The 16,679-nt window shown below is 55.0% G+C and carries 9 protein-coding genes and 3 pseudogenes; 7 read left to right on the top strand and 5 right to left on the bottom strand.

Annotation, left to right across the window (positions count from 1 at the left end; all coding sequences use genetic code 11):
• Positions 1 to 916: pseudogene (locus tag GRI72_RS14285) on the top strand (IS3 family transposase); the annotation flags it as partial.
• 126 nt (positions 917 to 1,042) lie between these two features.
• Here the strand turns inward: GRI72_RS14285 and GRI72_RS14280 are convergent.
• A complete protein-coding gene (locus GRI72_RS14280) occupies positions 1,043 to 3,229 on the bottom strand; it encodes a TonB-dependent receptor (RefSeq protein ID WP_160734582.1) in 2,187 nt (728 codons plus the stop codon).
• A gap of 443 nt (positions 3,230 to 3,672) precedes the next feature.
• On the opposite strand from GRI72_RS14280, the pseudogene GRI72_RS14275 reads away from it, so the two are divergent.
• Positions 3,673 to 4,706, top strand: a pseudogene (locus GRI72_RS14275) (transposase); the annotation flags it as partial.
• 1,815 nt (positions 4,707 to 6,521) lie between these two features.
• On the opposite strand, the gene GRI72_RS14270 reads toward GRI72_RS14275, so the two are convergent.
• Both GRI72_RS14270 and GRI72_RS14265 read right to left on the bottom strand, forming a co-directional pair.
• The gene (locus GRI72_RS14270) at positions 6,522 to 8,150 is read right to left on the bottom strand and encodes a class I adenylate-forming enzyme family protein (RefSeq protein ID WP_160734581.1); all 1,629 of its coding nucleotides are present in this window, start codon (positions 8,148 to 8,150) and stop codon (positions 6,522 to 6,524) included.
• Positions 8,147 to 8,989, bottom strand: a complete 843-nt coding sequence (locus GRI72_RS14265) for an alpha/beta fold hydrolase (RefSeq protein WP_160734580.1) — start codon at positions 8,987 to 8,989, stop codon at positions 8,147 to 8,149. Before GRI72_RS14265 ends, GRI72_RS14270 begins: the two co-directional genes overlap by 4 nt.
• A 130-nt stretch (positions 8,990 to 9,119) precedes the next feature.
• Here GRI72_RS14265 and GRI72_RS14260 point away from each other — a divergent pair, with 130 nt between their 5' ends.
• Positions 9,120 to 9,908 carry an SDR family NAD(P)-dependent oxidoreductase gene (locus GRI72_RS14260; protein ID WP_160734579.1) on the top strand — a complete coding sequence of 263 codons (789 nt, stop codon included), beginning with the start codon at positions 9,120 to 9,122 and terminating at the stop codon, positions 9,906 to 9,908.
• A gap of 10 nt (positions 9,909 to 9,918) precedes the next feature.
• Here the strand turns inward: GRI72_RS14260 and GRI72_RS14255 are convergent, their stop codons facing one another.
• The gene (locus GRI72_RS14255; RefSeq protein WP_160734578.1) at positions 9,919 to 10,716 is read right to left on the bottom strand and encodes an IclR family transcriptional regulator; all 798 of its coding nucleotides are present in this window, start codon (positions 10,714 to 10,716) and stop codon (positions 9,919 to 9,921) included.
• Between the two features lie 243 nt (positions 10,717 to 10,959).
• Between GRI72_RS14255 and GRI72_RS14250 the strand changes: the two genes are divergently transcribed.
• The 4 genes from GRI72_RS14250 to GRI72_RS14235 all read left to right on the top strand — a co-directional run bounded on the left by GRI72_RS14250 (position 10,960) and on the right by GRI72_RS14235 (position 15,714).
• A complete protein-coding gene (locus tag GRI72_RS14250) occupies positions 10,960 to 11,751 on the top strand; it encodes a fumarylacetoacetate hydrolase family protein (RefSeq protein ID WP_160734577.1) in 792 nt (263 codons plus the stop codon).
• A 78-nt stretch (positions 11,752 to 11,829) separates the two neighbouring features.
• Entirely contained in the window at positions 11,830 to 12,747 is a 918-nt protein-coding gene (locus tag GRI72_RS14245) for an acetaldehyde dehydrogenase (acetylating) (RefSeq protein ID WP_160734576.1), read from the top strand.
• Positions 12,747 to 13,787 carry a 4-hydroxy-2-oxovalerate aldolase gene (gene dmpG, locus GRI72_RS14240; protein ID WP_160734583.1) on the top strand — a complete coding sequence of 347 codons (1,041 nt, stop codon included), beginning with the start codon at positions 12,747 to 12,749 and terminating at the stop codon, positions 13,785 to 13,787. The genes GRI72_RS14245 and dmpG overlap by 1 nt, the downstream gene beginning before the upstream one ends.
• A 295-nt stretch (positions 13,788 to 14,082) precedes the next feature.
• Positions 14,083 to 15,714, top strand: a complete 1,632-nt coding sequence (locus tag GRI72_RS14235) for a class I adenylate-forming enzyme family protein (protein WP_160734575.1) — start codon at positions 14,083 to 14,085, stop codon at positions 15,712 to 15,714.
• Positions 15,715 to 15,988: 274 nt separating this feature from the next.
• On the opposite strand, the pseudogene GRI72_RS14230 reads toward GRI72_RS14235, so the two are convergent.
• A pseudogene (locus GRI72_RS14230) lies at positions 15,989 to 16,679 on the bottom strand (IS3 family transposase); the annotation flags it as partial.

The raw sequence follows: 16,679 nt of genomic DNA, 5'->3' as shown, positions 1-16,679 counted from the left end.
AGGCGGCACTGAAGGATCTCCTGGCAAAAGGTTTTGACGCCCGCCGCGAAGCGGGAAGCTGTGGCTCATCTCCAGGCCTGCCACGGGATGAGCGAGCGACGGGCGTGCCGTGTCGTTGGTGCCGATCGCGAGAGTGTGCGCTACCGCTCGACGCGAGGCGACGATGCCGAGCTGAGAGAGAAGCTGCGGGAGCTGGCCAACCGGCGTCGTCGGTTCGGCTATCGGCGGCTGCATATCCTGCTGCGCCGGGAGGGGATCATGATCAACCGTAAGAAGACCCAGCGCATCTACCAGGAGGAAGGCTTGGCGGTCAGGCGGCGACGCAGCCGCAAGCGTGCTGTCGGCACAAAGGGCTCCTGCCCCGGTGCCGGCTCTGCCGAACCAACGCTGGAGCCTGAACTTTATGCACGACCAGATGGCGTCGGGCAGGAGGTTCCGTGTGCTCAATGTAGTCGATGACGTGACCAGGGAGTGCCTGGCAGCGGTGCCGGACACATCGATCTCAGGCCGCCGTGTCGTGCGAGCGCTGCCTTCGAGAGGCAGCTTCCCAATGTGCTACGGCACTGAGCTGACCTGCAATGCGGTGCTGGCATGGTGCGGGGAGATGGGCGTGGAGTGGCATTACATCGCGTCAGGCAAGCCGATGCAGCACGGCTTTTGCGAGAGCTTCAATGGTCGCATGCGCGATGAGCTGCTGAACGAGACGCTGTTCCTCAGCCTTGCTCATGCCCGTGTCGAGATCGCGGCCTGGGATTACAGCCGCGAGAGGCCGCACTCGGCCCTTGGCTACGCAACACCGGCGGCGTTCGCCGCCCAACTGGATAAGCAATGGCCTGCTTCGCTACGCCCTACGGGCTCCGCTACGCAGCCCATTGCTTCAACCGCGCTCATGCGCAACAACGCGGCTCGGCTCTAATCCCAGCTGGGGGAAGTTGGGGGTTACGTCAACTCAAGTTGAGCAGGTCAAGACCCAAGATCTTCTGATCCTGGGTCTTGACTTTGCCAAAATAAAGATAAGACCCTGGCTCCAACCACCAGAGAATTAGAATCTAACTTCTAAACTAGCTCCTATCTCACGAGGACGTTCGTAGGTAGCATAGGCAGCGAGGGGACCGGGCGAAATTTGCTGAACAACCGCTTCATTCGTAAGGTTTTTTCCATAGATACGGAAAGTAAAATCGTCATCGGGATTAGTCCATCCAATCTCAGCTGTCAAAAGTTGGTATGGTTCCTGCCCAAAGATGTTCAGATAGTCATAGTATACCGAACTCGAATGGAACAGGTTGCCTCCCACGAATGCTTCGCCTTCCCAAGCATCGAAGGTGTAGCGCCCATTCAATGTCAAAGTGAACTCTGGGGCGCGGACGAGCTGATTGCCAGATGCATCAGCGGTCGAAACCAAGTTACCGCCGCCTGGTTGGGGTAGAAAAACCTGCGCATTGGGGAAGTCTACATACTCGGAATGAGCATAAGCAAGTGCCGCACGCAGGTTCAGACCGGTCACAGGATCTACGAACAGCTCCAATTCGCCCCCATAGATTTCTGCACTGGCAGCATTCTGCAAAACAAACGAATTGTCTGCTGCCCGCGCGGTAACCTGGAGATTGTCATAATTGTAGAAGTATGTCGCAAGGTTCGCCCGCAGCCATGGCAACGGATCAGCCTTTATGCCAAATTCGATGGCGTCGATGGTTTCCGGTTGCACAGCCACATTGGAGGGGCTGAACGTGTTGAAAGTTCCACTCTTAAACCCGTTCCCATAGGTGGCATAAATGTTCAGGAATGGTGAAACTTCATATTGGATAGCAGCACGATAGGTGAACTTATCGAAATCCTCCTCTGCATCCGTGAAGAGCTGTACGCCATTTATACGCTGTGAAAATTTCCGAGTTTCTAGTGTGTATCGGCCACCCAGGGTAATCGACAAGCTGGGCGTCAGATCGTAAGTGCCCTCAACGAAGCCCGCGATTGACGAATTGTCGACCTCCGGCTCAAGCGTCAGGGGAGTAATAGGCTGCGTTACATCCCTCCGATTGATTAGAGTTAGAGGTTGCTCACCTTCAAGTTGGTAATAATAAACCCCGGTAGTCCAACTGAGGGAACTAGAATTATCCGAAATCAGACGAAGTTCCTGAGTGAACGTATCCGGCCTGACCCGCATGTTCGTTTCGCCAAGGAGTATGTTAGTCGCATCAGAATCGCCTATCTGGTGCACGCGGGTGCGCATATAAGAACTGGTTGATTCTAAAAGGACCCCGTCTAGATCAATAAGCCCTTTAAGAGCGACATCTAGTCGGTTAAAATCAGAACGGCCTGGTATGCCGAAGGTTACGTTAGAAGCTTCCCATGGGCTTTCAGGAAGAAGCACCCCCTCGATGTTTGCGGCCAGCGTATTATCTCCCACAGGTCGAGCGGTAGCAGCATTTTCGTCCTGAGTGTCAACGTAACCGACAGTTAGAATGAACTGAACATCGCTACTTGGCTCGAAAAGCAATTTCGAGCGGATTGAAGCGATCTCCGTCTCACCAACTGTCCCGCCATCAGGCAAGTACGTTACGTATCCGCCTTGATTACGATAAAGCACAGCGAGATCCGCCGCTATGGTGTCTGTCAAGCCACCGGTAGCATACGCCTGGATATCAAATTTGTTCGAATCTTCACGCATACGCCCCCAGCTAGCTCGGAAACGAGCGCGCGGAGTGAACTGAGGGTCGGGGGTGACAACGTTGACCAAACCGCCAGTGGCGTTGCGACCGAACACAGTTCCCTGCGGCCCCCGCAGCACCTCAACGCGAGATACTTCGACAAGGTCAACTTGCGTCGAATAGGGATCGCCTTGATAAACCCCATCAACATAAACTGCGACGTTAGACTCGTCACCTACGGACGTTCCACTCGACCCTACCCCACGTATACTAGGTTGCATCACAAGCTGATTGCGCCCCCCATTGAAGCCGGGAGCAACTAGGTTGAGATTTCGCACCTGTTCCACACCCGCGATAGTAAGCGCCTCGTCTGATACGGCCGAAACTGCGACAGGAACGTCCTGCAAATCCTCCTCACGACGGGTGGCGGTGACAACGATAGCCTGAGCCCCAACTTCTGAATTGGAAGCTATCGGATCGCCTGCCTCGTCGTCCTGCTCTTGCGCCTCTGCGCGCTCCACATTTAGGATTAGTGGACAAAGCAACAACGATAGCATTACTGATTTCGTGACTACTGTTTCCATAATTACCTCTCCCTGATATTATTGTTCTTGCCTGGGTTCACCAAGCACCACAACACAAAAGAAATTTGGACCGTTTTTGAATGAAGTAATACCTATTCTCTAGAAAAGAGATAAGTGTTTTGCCTAAGCTCAACTGCCGAATTAAATTCCATAATAAGACAAGGTGCGCTTTCTGCTTTTTGAATAACCTCGCATTTGCCTCTTCTCTTACCCCGCCGAAACCATTCCATGTCGGTGTCGCTACGCTCAGTAGCGGTGTCAATACGTGGGAGAATGTTGGACATGCAAATGCGCACCTTTCTATCAGAGGGTGAGAATGTTCCATTCGAGTTGGTGGGAATTCTATCCATTCATCTAGCCGGAATGTGACGGTTGCGGTGGTCTCAGCCACTAGATTTCCTCCAATGATAAGTGGAGTCCGGCCCTGATAAGGAGACGGACGAATGAAGCCAATCAGGTTCAGCAAGGAGAAGATCATCGCTGTGTTGAAGGAGCAGGAAGCGGGGATGCCAACACCGGAGGTGTGCCGCCGTCCCGGGGTCAGTTCGGCGACCTTCTACAAGAAGTTAAAGTATGGCGGACTGAAAGTTTCGGATACCCCCGGGGTTTACGTCAGCTTGAGTAGGAGAACGAGCGGCTGAAGAAGTTGCTGGCGGACTCGATGCTCGACAACGCCGTCCTCAAGAGGGGCAGCGTAAAGAAAGTTTTAGCGCACGGTGCCAAGCGGCAGGCGGTGGCTCATCTCCAGAAGGTTTTCGAGGTGAGCCGGTGTCGGGCCTGCGTGATCCTGGGCGTAGGTCGGACCATGCTGCGCTACGTCAGTCATCGGCCTGACGATGCGAGCGCATCAGTGAACTGGCCAGCCAGCGTCGTTGGTTCGGCTAGCGGCGGTTGCGCTGCCTGCTGTGCCAGGAAGTGGGCGATGAACCACAAGAAGCTCCGGCGGCTTTATCGCGAGGAACGGCCACAAGTGCGCCGCCGTGGCGTTCGCGTGCGGGCCCTGGGCACACGAGCACCAATAACATTCCCGCAGGGCCCCATTCAGCGCTGGAGCCTGGACTTTGTGTCCGATGCCTTTGCCTGTGGGCGAAGGTTCGGGATCTTTGCTGTCGTTGGTGATAGCAGCCAAGTGTGCGTGCGTCTGAGCGCCAATCTGTCTATCTCCGGCGCTCGGGTCGGGCGGGAGCTAATCCAGCAGTCTTCGAGCGGATGGCACGGCCCCATACGATCGCCAGCGATAAAGGCATTGAGCTGACCGGTATGGCGATCCTACGCTGGTCCAAGGAGCGCAATGTCGAGTGGCATTACATCGAGCGCGCGCCTGCAGGACGAGTGCCTGGAGGAGACGATTTTCACAAGCCTCGCCCTCGGCCGCCAGGAACTGGAAGCCTGGCGGCACGACTACAACCACTTCCGGCCCCGCTCGAGCCTCGGGAAAGATCCGGTTGTGATCGGGGAGGATCAAACGGCAAACCGTACTGGGGGCATGTTTCCCCATTACGTTTCGCCATCACGCTCAACGATGGGCATCAAAACGGGCCAACTCTACCGGTACTGGTAGAAACTTCGGGCTCAGAGCAGCGGTAATGCCGTTAGCGGAAAAGAACGTGCTTACGCATCGGTCGTAACGGATGTGGGTTAACGGGATAGCGTAGTTGGCCCCTGCATCAGCATATTTGCGCCATGAATCAGTCGTCGTAGGTCTACGTCTAGCAATCAGCAGATGAGCAGGAGATTGTCACCCTCAGAGTGGATCATGCGCAGAGTGTTCTTCACATAAGCGGCAGGGAAAGCTGGTCGTTCATTTCTTAGTCGGGCGCTAAGCAGCCTAGCTGCCCAACTTAGGACGCTAGCCAACGAGGTCGACCGGCTAGAAGCGCAGATACTTGAGTGGCACCGCCCCGATGAGACGGCCCGGCGGCTCGCCACGATTCCGGAATACGGTCCGAACACAGTATCGGCCATATCAGCGGCGGTGCCAGATGCGTCTCTATTCAGATTAGGGCGTCAGGTCACGGCATGGCATGCGCTTATCTTCGGGCGCGCAGCCCCGGCGGCGATGAACGGCCGGGATGACCAAGCAGCGCGACGGCGACTTAAGTCGGCTGCTCGTGGTCGGCGCGACGGCAATGATGCGGATAAGGCGCAAGGGTGCAGATCGGCAGCCGTGGATAGCTAGCTGATCGAACGCAAGCCTGCGAAGATCGCGACTGGCGCGATCAGCTTACAAAGCAGCAGGGGTGCCGCCGCCGGACTCTCGTCCACACCGCCGGATATTGCCCGGCGGCAGGATGGCGTAGGGGTAGCTAGGTAGTGATGGCGAACTGGTCAGACCGAGGGGCCAGCAAAACTCCGGGGCCCAGCGCTTAGAGCGCGATGATGTGCTTAGGGAGCTAGCCTACGGACTTCATCAAAACTAGCGGTCAAAGCGTACTGCGCGAACTGGCTGAACACCTGAATGCACCCGACCGATACTCATCTTTACCTAACAAGCTCTTGTGCCGCAGGCGTAGTCCACACTTCGAGCTACAACGTCCGCACCACGTCGCAAATAGGCTGATGCAAGGGACGCCCACAACAACAGTGAGGACCCGTCTTCAGTTCTAAAGTTTGCCGAACATGTTTGCGCTATCGCGCAATCGATGAAGTATGCATTCTAGCATTTCGCAATTAGCTTTTGAGAAGGAGTCGGGGAAGGTCCGGCGGTCGCGGGAACCAGTCGGTCTATTGGGCTATCGCCGAGCAGTGCGAGCATCGGGAAGCGCGTCGAGCATCAGCCGCCCCTATGAAGTCGCTTTATCCGCCCCTCCGCCCGCCAGCATTGCCAGTGACCACCTTAGCCCTCCAAGAACGCACGAAGCTCGGAATCCATGCCGCCTTTGGTGCACCCGGCACCTCTGGGAGGAGCCTCCCATTCAGTAAGCTGTCTACTGTTCGGTAAGCCCAGAGATGCGTGGCACAGAAAATGCGTGGCCCAGATCATCGGCTAATTGAATCTGCCCTTCCAAACGGCGAGGCCAGCAATAGTCAGCAAAAACCCTGTTAGACATATCCTACCGGCTTCCTTTGGAAAATCCGGTAATAGATCGCATTGTTCAATCCAGCCTCTATCGGCAACTCTCTTCGAAGCAATCCGCTTCTGATCATGAGAAATGATTTCACAAAGGATTCGGGGAGGGGTGCACTGACCCGCCGTATCCCGTGCGCCAGTTACGGCAACGTCGTCTCCAAATCCGATTTCAAACCCTCAAAAGCAATTCATAGTTCTTCAGCTAAGCGGCAGTGATCTCTTTCAACGATTTTCCGCGATAATCTTGAGCCTTTTCCTGTCCGGCTTTTGCGCGGGCGTTTTTGGGATTGCGTCTAATAGTATGATGGCGCGGGGAATTTTGTAATCGGTCAGGTTCCGAGCGCAGTGATTGAGCAGCATATTCTCCGTTACCTCGGAGCCCTGTTCTGTCGCTACGAAAGCTAAGGGAACTTCGCCTTTGCGATCGTCGGGCACTGAAATCACAGCTACGTCCGTGACCCCTGGAACCTTAGAAATTACCTCCTCGATCTCGCTTGGGTAGACATTGAATCCTGCGACGATGAGCATGTCTTTCTTGCGGTCGACGACTGTCAGAAATCCATCTGATGTTAAATATCCGATGTCTCCTGTGGGAAGCCAGCCGTGATCTCCGCAGGGCGGAAGACCCATGTAACGATCAACGACCCGTTCTCCCCGGACCATAATTTCACCGGCTTCATCTGCGTCCAACCGTCTTCCACTTTCGTCGAGCGCAGCTATCTCCACCTCGATACCGGGCAGCGGACGTCCGGTTGTGCCATACTTGTGCGTTCCGTCAAGTGGCTGCGCCGTTAAGGGACCACCTTCTGTCATGCCAAATGCCTCAAGGATCGGGAGGCCAGTCTTAGCCTCCCAACGCAGAAGCGTCTGCCGCGAGAATACCGAACCGCCACCCGGACACAGCCACAGCGCGGAAAGGTCGTGATTGGGAGCCGAGAGGAGCCCTTGATAGATCGCCGCCGGACCACCGCTGAAGACGCTGACCCTGTGCTTTTCCATCAGACCTGCCGTGACGTCTGGCTGGAAGCGCGGAACGATTACGAGGGGAGCGCGCCCATACACCGGATTGAAGCAACCCATGTGCAAGCCCCAGACATGGCTGACGGGGGCAACATTAAGCCAGACCTCTTCGTGTAGGCGAGTGGGCCAAGCTGTATGCATCGCCTTGATGCAGTTCATTTCCGACCTTTGGTTGCGCCTGACCGCCTTCGGCGCGCCGGTCGATCCACCCGTAAACATGATTATACAGGGGCTCTCGCCTGTAATTTCCAGTTCTGGCCGCTCTGTCGGCGCTTCCAGCAATTGCTCAAGTCCAATACCGCCCTCGCCCACGACAACCAGAGGTATTCCTATCTTATCGGCGGCGTCACCGACGACTGCTGCATTCTTTCCACCCGCCAGAATCAGGTCAGGCTCCGCAATCCCGAACAGCACCCCCAGTTCGCGCGGCGTATATTCGGCATTGGCCATCGAAATTTCGACACCAGCGCTCAATGCAGCGAAAATGGCGACGTTTGCTTCGATCGAATTCGGGATGGAAATAGCGACACGGCCTGATGGCGGGACAATCTCGCCAATGCGCGTGGCGAGACCTGTAACCGCAGAACCGAACTGGGCGTATGTGAGCCTTCGATCTCCCTCAATCAATGCCAGCTTTTCAGGACAAGCTTCTACCGCGTCCCAGAACATGGTCACTACATCACTATATTCTTCGCGCAGGAAAGCTGGATCGCCTTCATTGAGGCGACGAAGTATCTCGGATCTGGTTTTCGACATCTGCATAAATACCAATTCGCCGGAAACTGTGTTAAGGATTTGGCGGCCAAGAAATACGGCTAGCGAGGATTTCAATTGCGACGGAGAAAGGCGCGTATTTGGTCCAGAAACTGATCCTCACGCTCTAGCTGGACCCAGTGGCCGCATTGACCATAGACATGCATCTCGGAGCGCTTGAGGTGTTCGTGCATTCGCACTGCAACATGCAATGGAATCATCTTGTCTTCGCGGCCGTGCAGAATCAGCGTTGGCGCATCGATAGCTTTCAACTGCTCCAGCGGAATGCCCTTGACGATTCGTGGACCTTTCAATGCTTGATCAGCGCCAGGCTGCAGCTTGCGGATTGTCTCTTTCCCGCTGGCGATTTCCGCCACACGCAGGCGCGCGGCCACTGCCTCGTCGGTAACTATTGACGGATCGTATGGGAATGCCCTCATCATAGCGCGCATGGCGTCCATACTGGGCTCGAAGGATCGGCTGTCCGCCAATCCCTGCGTCTGCTCAAACTCACCAGCCGGTGTGCCCATAAGAATAAGCGAGCGCACCTTGTCGGAATGAAAAGCCATCATTCCCAGCGCGAGGGCACCACCGAAGCTGTTGCCGACCAGCGTTACGCGGTCGAGGCCAAGGGCTTCTATAAAGCCCGCCAGATGCCGCGTCCACAGTTTGATGCCCGGCTTCTCTCCTTCAGGCAGTTGGCTAAAGCCGAAGCCCACGATGTCGGGGGCCAGAACCCTGTGCGTTTCCCCAAGTTTTGGCAGGATTCCTCGCCAGTTTTGCCAGGCGGTCACGCCCGGACCCGAACCGTGAAGGAGGATGACGGGGTCACCTTCTCCACAATCGTGATAATTTGTCTGGATACCGTCGACGTCTATCGACAACCCGATATCGGGAAGCTCCGTATTACCGGGCATACCTCTCTCCAAAGCAGCATTTCGCCAAATTCTTCTTCCTTGCCTGTTGCGAGGGACCTTGGAAGATGTCAATACGCTGGAGTATGGGTGGTTGATCTGAAATAGACAAAAAACCAGAGGGTGAGAATTGATGGGAAAACTTTCGGGCCAAGCAGCGTTAATCACTGGCGCGGCTTCAGGTATCGGCAAGGCAGTGGCGATACGTTTCGTCGAGGAAGGAGCGAATGTAGTTGCGTTGGATCGCAATGCCGACGCTCTCGCGGATCTGTCGGATCACTTGGGGGATCGGTGCTCTGTCCTCGCGGGAGATTGCACAGAGGCTGCGATCTGTGAAGCGGGCGTCGAACTTGCGCAGGAAAAATTCGGAAAACTGGACACCACGATAGCGAACGCCGGCGTTTACGACTGGTACAAGCGTATAGATCGCATGAAAATGGAAGACGTGGAGGCAGCGTTCGAGGAATTGTTCCGAATTAATGTACTGTCGACTTTGCTCTTGGCGCGAGCTTCCGCAGATGCGTTGCGGAAATCCACGGGCTCTCTGATAGTGACCTGCTCCAATGCTAGTTTCAGAGCTGGCGGCGGTGGCACATTGTACACTGCCAGCAAGTTCGCACTGCGGGGCATAGTTTATCAACTTGCTTATGAATGGGCGCCGCAAATCCGCGTTAACGGCGTTGCTCCTGGCGGGACTGTCACGGGCCTTTCGGGATTGGACACACTGGAGAGCGCATCGCGTCGTCTCGATTCCGAACAGCGCACAGTTGGAATGGTGGCGAAGGCATCGCCACTGGCAAGGGCGGCAGAGGCGGAAGATCATGCCGGATGCTATGTGCTTCTCGCGTCACCTAGAGATGGAGTAAACCTAAATGGAACGATCCTGATCAGCGATGGCGGATTGATCTCGCGAATGGGTTAGGCCGAGCGCTTCAAGTCTTCTTACTTCGCTTCTCGCGAACCTCGTCCCCTGGCATTCGCAAAACATCGGAAACTGCCTCTGCCGCTTCAACGATGCGCGGAAAAAGCGTCAGCAAATCCTGTTCCGCTTTCTCGGGATCAACGTCGTTGCAGACCTCGGTGACTGACACCGCCGCCAACAGGCCGGTCCTGCCCCGTATCGGCACCGCGAGGCAGCGCAGCTCTGGATACATCTCCCCTCGATCTATCGCCCATCCCTGTCGGCGTACGCCGTTGATTTCTTGTCTCAGGTCATCGACATCGAATATTGTGTTGTCCGTAAGAGGAACGAAATCGCCCAAGGCAAGATAGTCTTCAAGCCTGTCCCGTTCCAGTTGAGCAAGCAGGGCCTTGCCAATCGCTGTGCAGTAAGCCTCGAGCTCGATCTCCTCCCGAGAAGGAGACCGTCGGCACCCGGATTCGGCCTTGACCAAATAGCGTACAAGGTTGTCTCGAAAGACGCCCAGATGCGCCGTGCGCCTGCAAGTCTTGGCGAGGTCTGCGATAATTGGCCGGGTCGCAGTGGTAATAATCGAGTCGATATCCGCACGTGCCGCTATTTCCACGCTGGCGATGCCAAGCGCGTATAGCCCTCGACGATGCCGGACTAAAAATTTGCGCTCGACCAACGGCTTAAGAAGGCGGTGAGCTGTAGAGACGGGAATCCCAGTATGTTTGGAGATTTCCTTCACAGTCATGGGTGAGGAAGAAACGCTAACGATGAGGTCGAGTATTCGCTCGACTACTGATGTGCTGGATTCGTTGTTCATGCGCTCCTTGCTATCACAGGGTGAGACTTTAGGGCAACGAAAGCCTCCATCAAGCTTGGCGGAGCACCTGACAATGGCGCACAGACGAAATTACAAAATGGAAGGTCCCGCTTTCGAACCGTTTCGCCTTCAAAGACGCTTCGCATTTGATGGCCAGTGAATTGCTTGATGGTGGGCCCGCAGACGACATCGGCAAAAGATACAAGGGCGTTTCGATGCGCACGTTTGGGAGAATTTAAGGCAATGCCACTCGAAAGTTCAATAATATCTTCACTGGGCGATGAACTCTACGGCGCTCTAATCAGGGGCCTAACGGTTTCCAATCTGCGGGATCGCCATCCGGAGATAGATATTGGCGACGCCTATCGCGTCCAGGAACGAATGATCGCGCGCCGTCTGGACGCTGGCGAAAAGATCATCGGAAAAAAGATCGGCGTTACCTCCAAAGTGGTGCAGGAAATGATTGGAGTGTTCGAGCCTGATTTCGGACAATTGACCGATCGAATGCTGGTTCCCGATTGCGCCACGGTAGATCACAAATCACTCATCCAACCCAAGGCCGAAGGCGAAATTGCGTTCATTCTGAAACATGATCTCAACGGGCCAGGCGTGACCGCCGCCGATGTACTGGAGGCGACCGAATATGTCACTGCCTGCTTTGAGATCGTCGATAGCCGCATTCACGACTGGGATATCAAAATTCAGGATACAGTCGCGGATAACGCCTCGTGCGGAATATTCGCGATTGGGACCGCTCGGGTCGATCCGCGTCAGATCGATCTGGCAAAAGTGACCATGACAATCGAGTGTAATGGAGTCGAGGTTGCGAGCGGGATCGGCGCCGCTGTTCAGGGTTCCCCTCTTAACTCTGTCGCTTGGCTCGCCAATACGCTTGGCGAGCTTGGAATGCCGTTCAGGGCGGGTGAAATAATCCTTTCCGGAGCTCTTGGGCCGATGATCGACATATCCAGCGGTGACACGCTGCAGCTTAACCTCAGCGACGGGCTTGGGTCCTGTCGCATGACTTTTTCTTAGCCAATCGCGTGCTTCGGCAAGGATAGCAACGAGGTGACAAACCTCGGCGCACTCTAGTGACAAAGTAAGGATGCACAGATGGACAAAATTAAATGCGCAATAATCGGGCCGGGGAATATCGGCACCGATCTGCTTTACAAACTGCTTCGTTCCGAAGTTCTCGAACCCGTTTGGATGGTGGGTATAGAGGCCGGCTCCGAAGGTCTTGCCCGCGCGAAGGAACTGGGCCTCAAGACCACTGCCGAAGGGGTTGATGGGCTGGTGCCTCACGCAATCGAGGATGGAGTGAGCATCGCGTTTGATGCGACTTCGGCCTATGTCCACGCCGAAAACAGCCGAAAGCTGAACGAGCTGGGCATTCTTATGATCGACCTGACGCCCGCCGCCTTGGGCCCGCTTTGCGTTCCCCCGGTCAATCTCAAGGATCTGGCAGGCCGTAAGGCAATGAACGTCAACATGGTCACATGCGCGGGCCAGGCCACGATTCCGATGGTCGCCGCCATCAGCAAAGTTCAAAGCGTTGATTATGCCGAGATAATCGCAACGGTCGCGTCGAAGTCGATCGGAGCGGGTACCCGGAAGAATATCGACGAGTTTACGCGCACCACTTCTGCGGCGGTCTCTAAAGTGGGTGGTGCAGCCGAAGGCAAGGCTATCGTGGTCGTCAATCCTGCCGAGCCTCCGCTGATGATGCGGGACACAGTCTATTGTGAAACAGTTGACCAACCGGATCAGGAAGCGATCACCGCATCCGTGCACGAGATGGTTTCTGCTGTGCAACAATATGTCCCCGGCTACCAATTGAAGAACGGGCCAATTTTCGAGGGGCGCAAAGTCTCGATCTTTCTGGAAGTGCAGGGACTTGGCGATTTCCTCCCCAAATATGCAGGGAATCTGGACATCATGACTGCCGCTGCAGCGCGCACGGCCGAAATGTTTGCACAAGACATCCTTGATGGCCGACTTGAACTCTCACCATTGAAGGAGAACGCATGATGACACTCGAAGAACAGGTTAGGGGTAAAAAGCTCAAGCTGCATGATATGTGTCTGCGCGACGGCATGCATTCCATGCGGCATCAGATCACGCTGGATCAGATGGTCGATATCGCTTCCGGGCTTGATGACGCAGGGGTGCCGTTGATTCAGGTCACTCACGGTGACGGCTTGGGAGGATCATCCCTGAATTACGGTCGCGGGCTCCATTCGGATAGCGAATACATCTCGGCAGTGGCCAAGGTAGTGAAAAAGGCGACTATCTCGGTACTCCATGTTCCGGGCATTGGCACTCTGGATGAGTTGCGGATGGCTGCCGATTGCGGGGCAGGATGTGTTCATGTCGCCTCGCATTGCACCGAAGCAGACGTCACCGAACAGCACATTGGCCTGGGACGGGAACTTGGGCTTGATACAGTCGGCTTTCTCATGATGGCGCATATGACGCCGCCCGAGCACCTCGTGGAGCAGGCGTTGTTGATGGAAGGGTATGGAGCAACAACAATCTACTGTGTTGATTCGGCAGGTTACATGCTTCCTGACGAAGTCACCGATCGTATTATTAGCCTTCGGAAAGCATTACAGGACGAAACCGAGATCGGGTTTCACGCTCATCACAATCTCGGGATGGGAGTCGCCAATTCCCTGGCAGCAGTGGCGGCCGGCGCGGATCGCATCGATGGCTCTGCTGCCGGACTGGGTGCTGGCGCTGGCAATACACCGCTCGAATTGATGGCTGCCGTCGGAGAGCGATTGGGCATCGAGACCGGGGTGGACCTGTTTAAACTGATGGATGTAGCGGAGGATCGGGTTCTGCCGATCATGCCGGAACCGCCCCGTGCAGATCGGGACTCTATAACGCTTGGTTTCGCAGGGGTCTATTCGACTTTTCTGTACCAGGCCAAGGAGGCCGAGAGTAAATACGCCTTATCGGCCCGTGATATCTTGATGGAACTAGCTCGTAAGAAAATGATAGGAGGACAGGAGGACATGATCGAAGATACTGCACTTACAATGGCGAAGGAACGGGATCTGGCTTAGACCTTCAACGACTGGAGTTGAGCAAATCAAACGGTAGAGGCTTTCTTATCAAGAGGCTAATTTTTATATATCGCGCTCTATCGGCGAATATTTATAGGGACTTCGCCAAATTTTTCATTTGGCAGTGAACACACCAAGCTTAACATTTTGCGAATTTTGTATATCTTAGCTCGCTCACTTCGATCGAAAATCTCTTACGTATTAACGAAGTTAATTTTTGAAGTAGGGGTGCGCGGCCAGAGCGCCTCAGGCCATCACAATGCTTTGCCCTCCCAGCTTTAGACAAGGAACACTTATGCACGAAAACGGCCAACAGGACCCGGCGACCTTTATGCACTTAAAGGAGTTTCAAAGTACCCTGCCGGATGCGCGTCCCCTAGCGCAATTACTCGAGCATGCAGCTAAAGAATTTGAGGGATTGGAATATATATCGTTTAAAGATCGATCCTTCTCTTATGCAGAATCATGGGCACTTGTGCGCGCTATTGCGAGCGGGCTCAAGAGTTCGAAGATCATGCAAGGAGATCGTGTCGGCATTTGTCTTTCAAACACGCCTCATTATTCTTTAGCATGCTTCGCGCTTTGGAGAATCGGGGCGGCAGGTGTTGGAATGAACCCTCTATACTCTCTGCGCCAACTCAAAATGATAGCCGAAGACTCGCAACTCCAATGGATCATTGTGAGTGATGAAGAAATGCAGCTTTCCAAGGCAAGGCAAGTGGCGGAGGAGGTCGATGCCCGACTCATTATCTGTCGCGCCGATGCTAAAGACCTGATTGAATTTGAGCCCGCGGCAACCAGAGGTAGCGAAGTTGCGTTCGCAGAACTCTGCCTTGAAACCTCAGACGAGGAACTAATGCCGCCACCGCTGGATTCGATAGCCATGATCCAGTATACTGGAGGAACGACAGGCACGCCGAAGGGTGCGATGCTCAGCCATAGAAATATATGGACTGGAGCGCATCAGATCCTGTACTGGTTGCACCGCATCCAGGATGATAGCGCTATTTGGTATGCTGCCGCTCCGTTTTCGCACATAACCGGACTGTTAAACTATATCGTACAGCCCACAATTGTGGGAGGTAAAGCATTACTCACTGAGCGTTTTTCCGCGAAAGAGTTGATTGACTTGGTTCGAAAAAGGCGAGTGTCCGTTCTGATCCTAATCCCAACCATGCTGTCAGCGGTCTTGGCAGAAGAAGATGTCAAAGAAGTGGATTGGAGCAATATCCTACACGTGTTGGTGGGCGGGGCACCTCTTTCTCATGAACTGGCTAGACGCTTTCATGAGGCCACTGGATTGTGGCCACAGCAAGGCTATGCAATGACCGAAACCTCCGGCAGCGGTGTTGGGATGCCAAGCAAAAAACTTCCTGGCCACGAGGCCGCTACCGGAATCCCGATGCGTGGCACGTGTGTTGAAATCCGCTCTTTGGACGATCCTGCTATTGAGGTCTTGCCTGGTGAAGACGGGGAGATCTGCTTCAGGGGAGCAAACGTAATTCAGAGTTATTGGCGACGTCCATTTACCTCAGACGACATGACTCCTGACGGGTTTTTTCGAAGCGGTGACATTGGTTCTCTTACCAAAGATGGTGTCCTCTATCTTGTTGATCGATTAAAGGATGTAATTATTTGCAGTGGCTATAACGTCTATCCCCGAATCATCGAAGACGCTGTATTAGAGCACCCCTCTGTCCATGAGACCGTAGCCATCGGAATACCGGACAACTATAGAGGCGAAACAGTGCTAAGCGTCATCACGCTAAAGGCCGGCACTGATATCTCGCAAGGGGAACTTCTGGATTTCCTCAAATCCAAGCTATCACCGTTCGAAATGCCGAAGCGAGTTGAAATACTGGATTCATTACCAAAAACAGAAAATGCAAAGCTATCGCGTAAGGCAATCCGTGACATGTTTACTTGATAGACGATTTGATTGGCCGGGAATTTGAAAATCTGCGTCTTATTACTTTGGGTTGTCTTTGAAATCGCTTCGCCTCGAAGTATATTCAAGGATTTACAAGGGCACGATAACTTTGTTCACTAGTGGTGTGAGTCCGAAGTTTCTACCAGTTACGGGTAGAGCCTTGGGCACTGTTGCACTGCTACCCAACGTCGAACCACTTGGGTCTGGAGGTTTCCGCCTTTCCCAGATCCGGTGGGCTGGTGACGTGACCCCCAACCTTCCCCAGCTGGGATTAGAGCCGAGCCGCGTTGTTGCGCATGAGCGCGGTTGAACCAATGGGCTGCGTAGCGGAGCCCGTAGGGCGTAGCGAAGCAGGCATTGCTTTTCCAGTTGGGCGGCGAACGCCGCCGGTGTTGCGTAGCCAAGGCTTGCCACGCTGGCTGATCAGCTCCGTCAGCTCTCGCACGACACGGCGGCCTGAGATCGATGTGTCCGGCACCGCTGCCAGGCACTCCCTGGTCACGTCATCGACTACATTGAGCACACGGAACCTCCTGCCCGACGCCATCTGGTCGTGCATAAAGTTCAGGCTCCAGCGTTGGTTCGGCAGAGCCGGCACCGGGGCAGGAGCCCTTTGTGCCGACAGCACGCTTGCGGCTGCGTCGCCGCCTGACCGCCAAGCCTTCCTCCTGGTAGATGCGCTGGGTCTTCTTACGGTTGATCATGATCCCCTCCCGGCGCAGCAGGATATGCAGCCGCCGATAGCCGAACCGACGACGCCGGTTGGCCAGCTCCCGCAGCTTCTCTCTCAGCTCGGCATCGTCGCCTCGCGTCGAGCGGTAGCGCACACTCTCGCGATCGGCACCAACGACACGGCACGCCCGTCGCTCGCTCATCCCGTGGCAGGCCTGGAGATGAGCCACAGCTTCCCGCTTCGCGGCGGGCGTCAAAACCTTTTGCCAGGAGATCCTTCAGTGCCGCCT

It is taken from the genome of Pelagerythrobacter marinus (genome assembly GCF_009827515.1).
In the GTDB taxonomy this organism is placed as follows: domain Bacteria; phylum Pseudomonadota; class Alphaproteobacteria; order Sphingomonadales; family Sphingomonadaceae; genus Pelagerythrobacter; species Pelagerythrobacter marinus.
Note: the sequence above shows the minus strand (reverse complement) of the source record. Positions and strands in the feature narration are given on the sequence as shown.

Coding starts and splice junctions, on each gene's coding strand:
- GRI72_RS14280 (WP_160734582.1), bottom strand. CDS start 3,229: ATGGAAACAGTAGTCACGAAATCAGTAATGCTATCGTTGTTGCTTTGT.
- GRI72_RS14265 (WP_160734580.1), bottom strand. CDS start 8,989: ATGCCCGGTAATACGGAGCTTCCCGATATCGGGTTGTCGATAGACGTC.
- dmpG (WP_160734583.1), top strand. CDS start 12,747: ATGACACTCGAAGAACAGGTTAGGGGTAAAAAGCTCAAGCTGCATGAT.
- GRI72_RS14235 (WP_160734575.1), top strand. CDS start 14,083: ATGCACGAAAACGGCCAACAGGACCCGGCGACCTTTATGCACTTAAAG.
- GRI72_RS14245 (WP_160734576.1), top strand. CDS start 11,830: ATGGACAAAATTAAATGCGCAATAATCGGGCCGGGGAATATCGGCACC.
- GRI72_RS14255 (WP_160734578.1), bottom strand. CDS start 10,716: ATGAACAACGAATCCAGCACATCAGTAGTCGAGCGAATACTCGACCTC.
- GRI72_RS14260 (WP_160734579.1), top strand. CDS start 9,120: ATGGGAAAACTTTCGGGCCAAGCAGCGTTAATCACTGGCGCGGCTTCA.
- GRI72_RS14250 (WP_160734577.1), top strand. CDS start 10,960: ATGCCACTCGAAAGTTCAATAATATCTTCACTGGGCGATGAACTCTAC.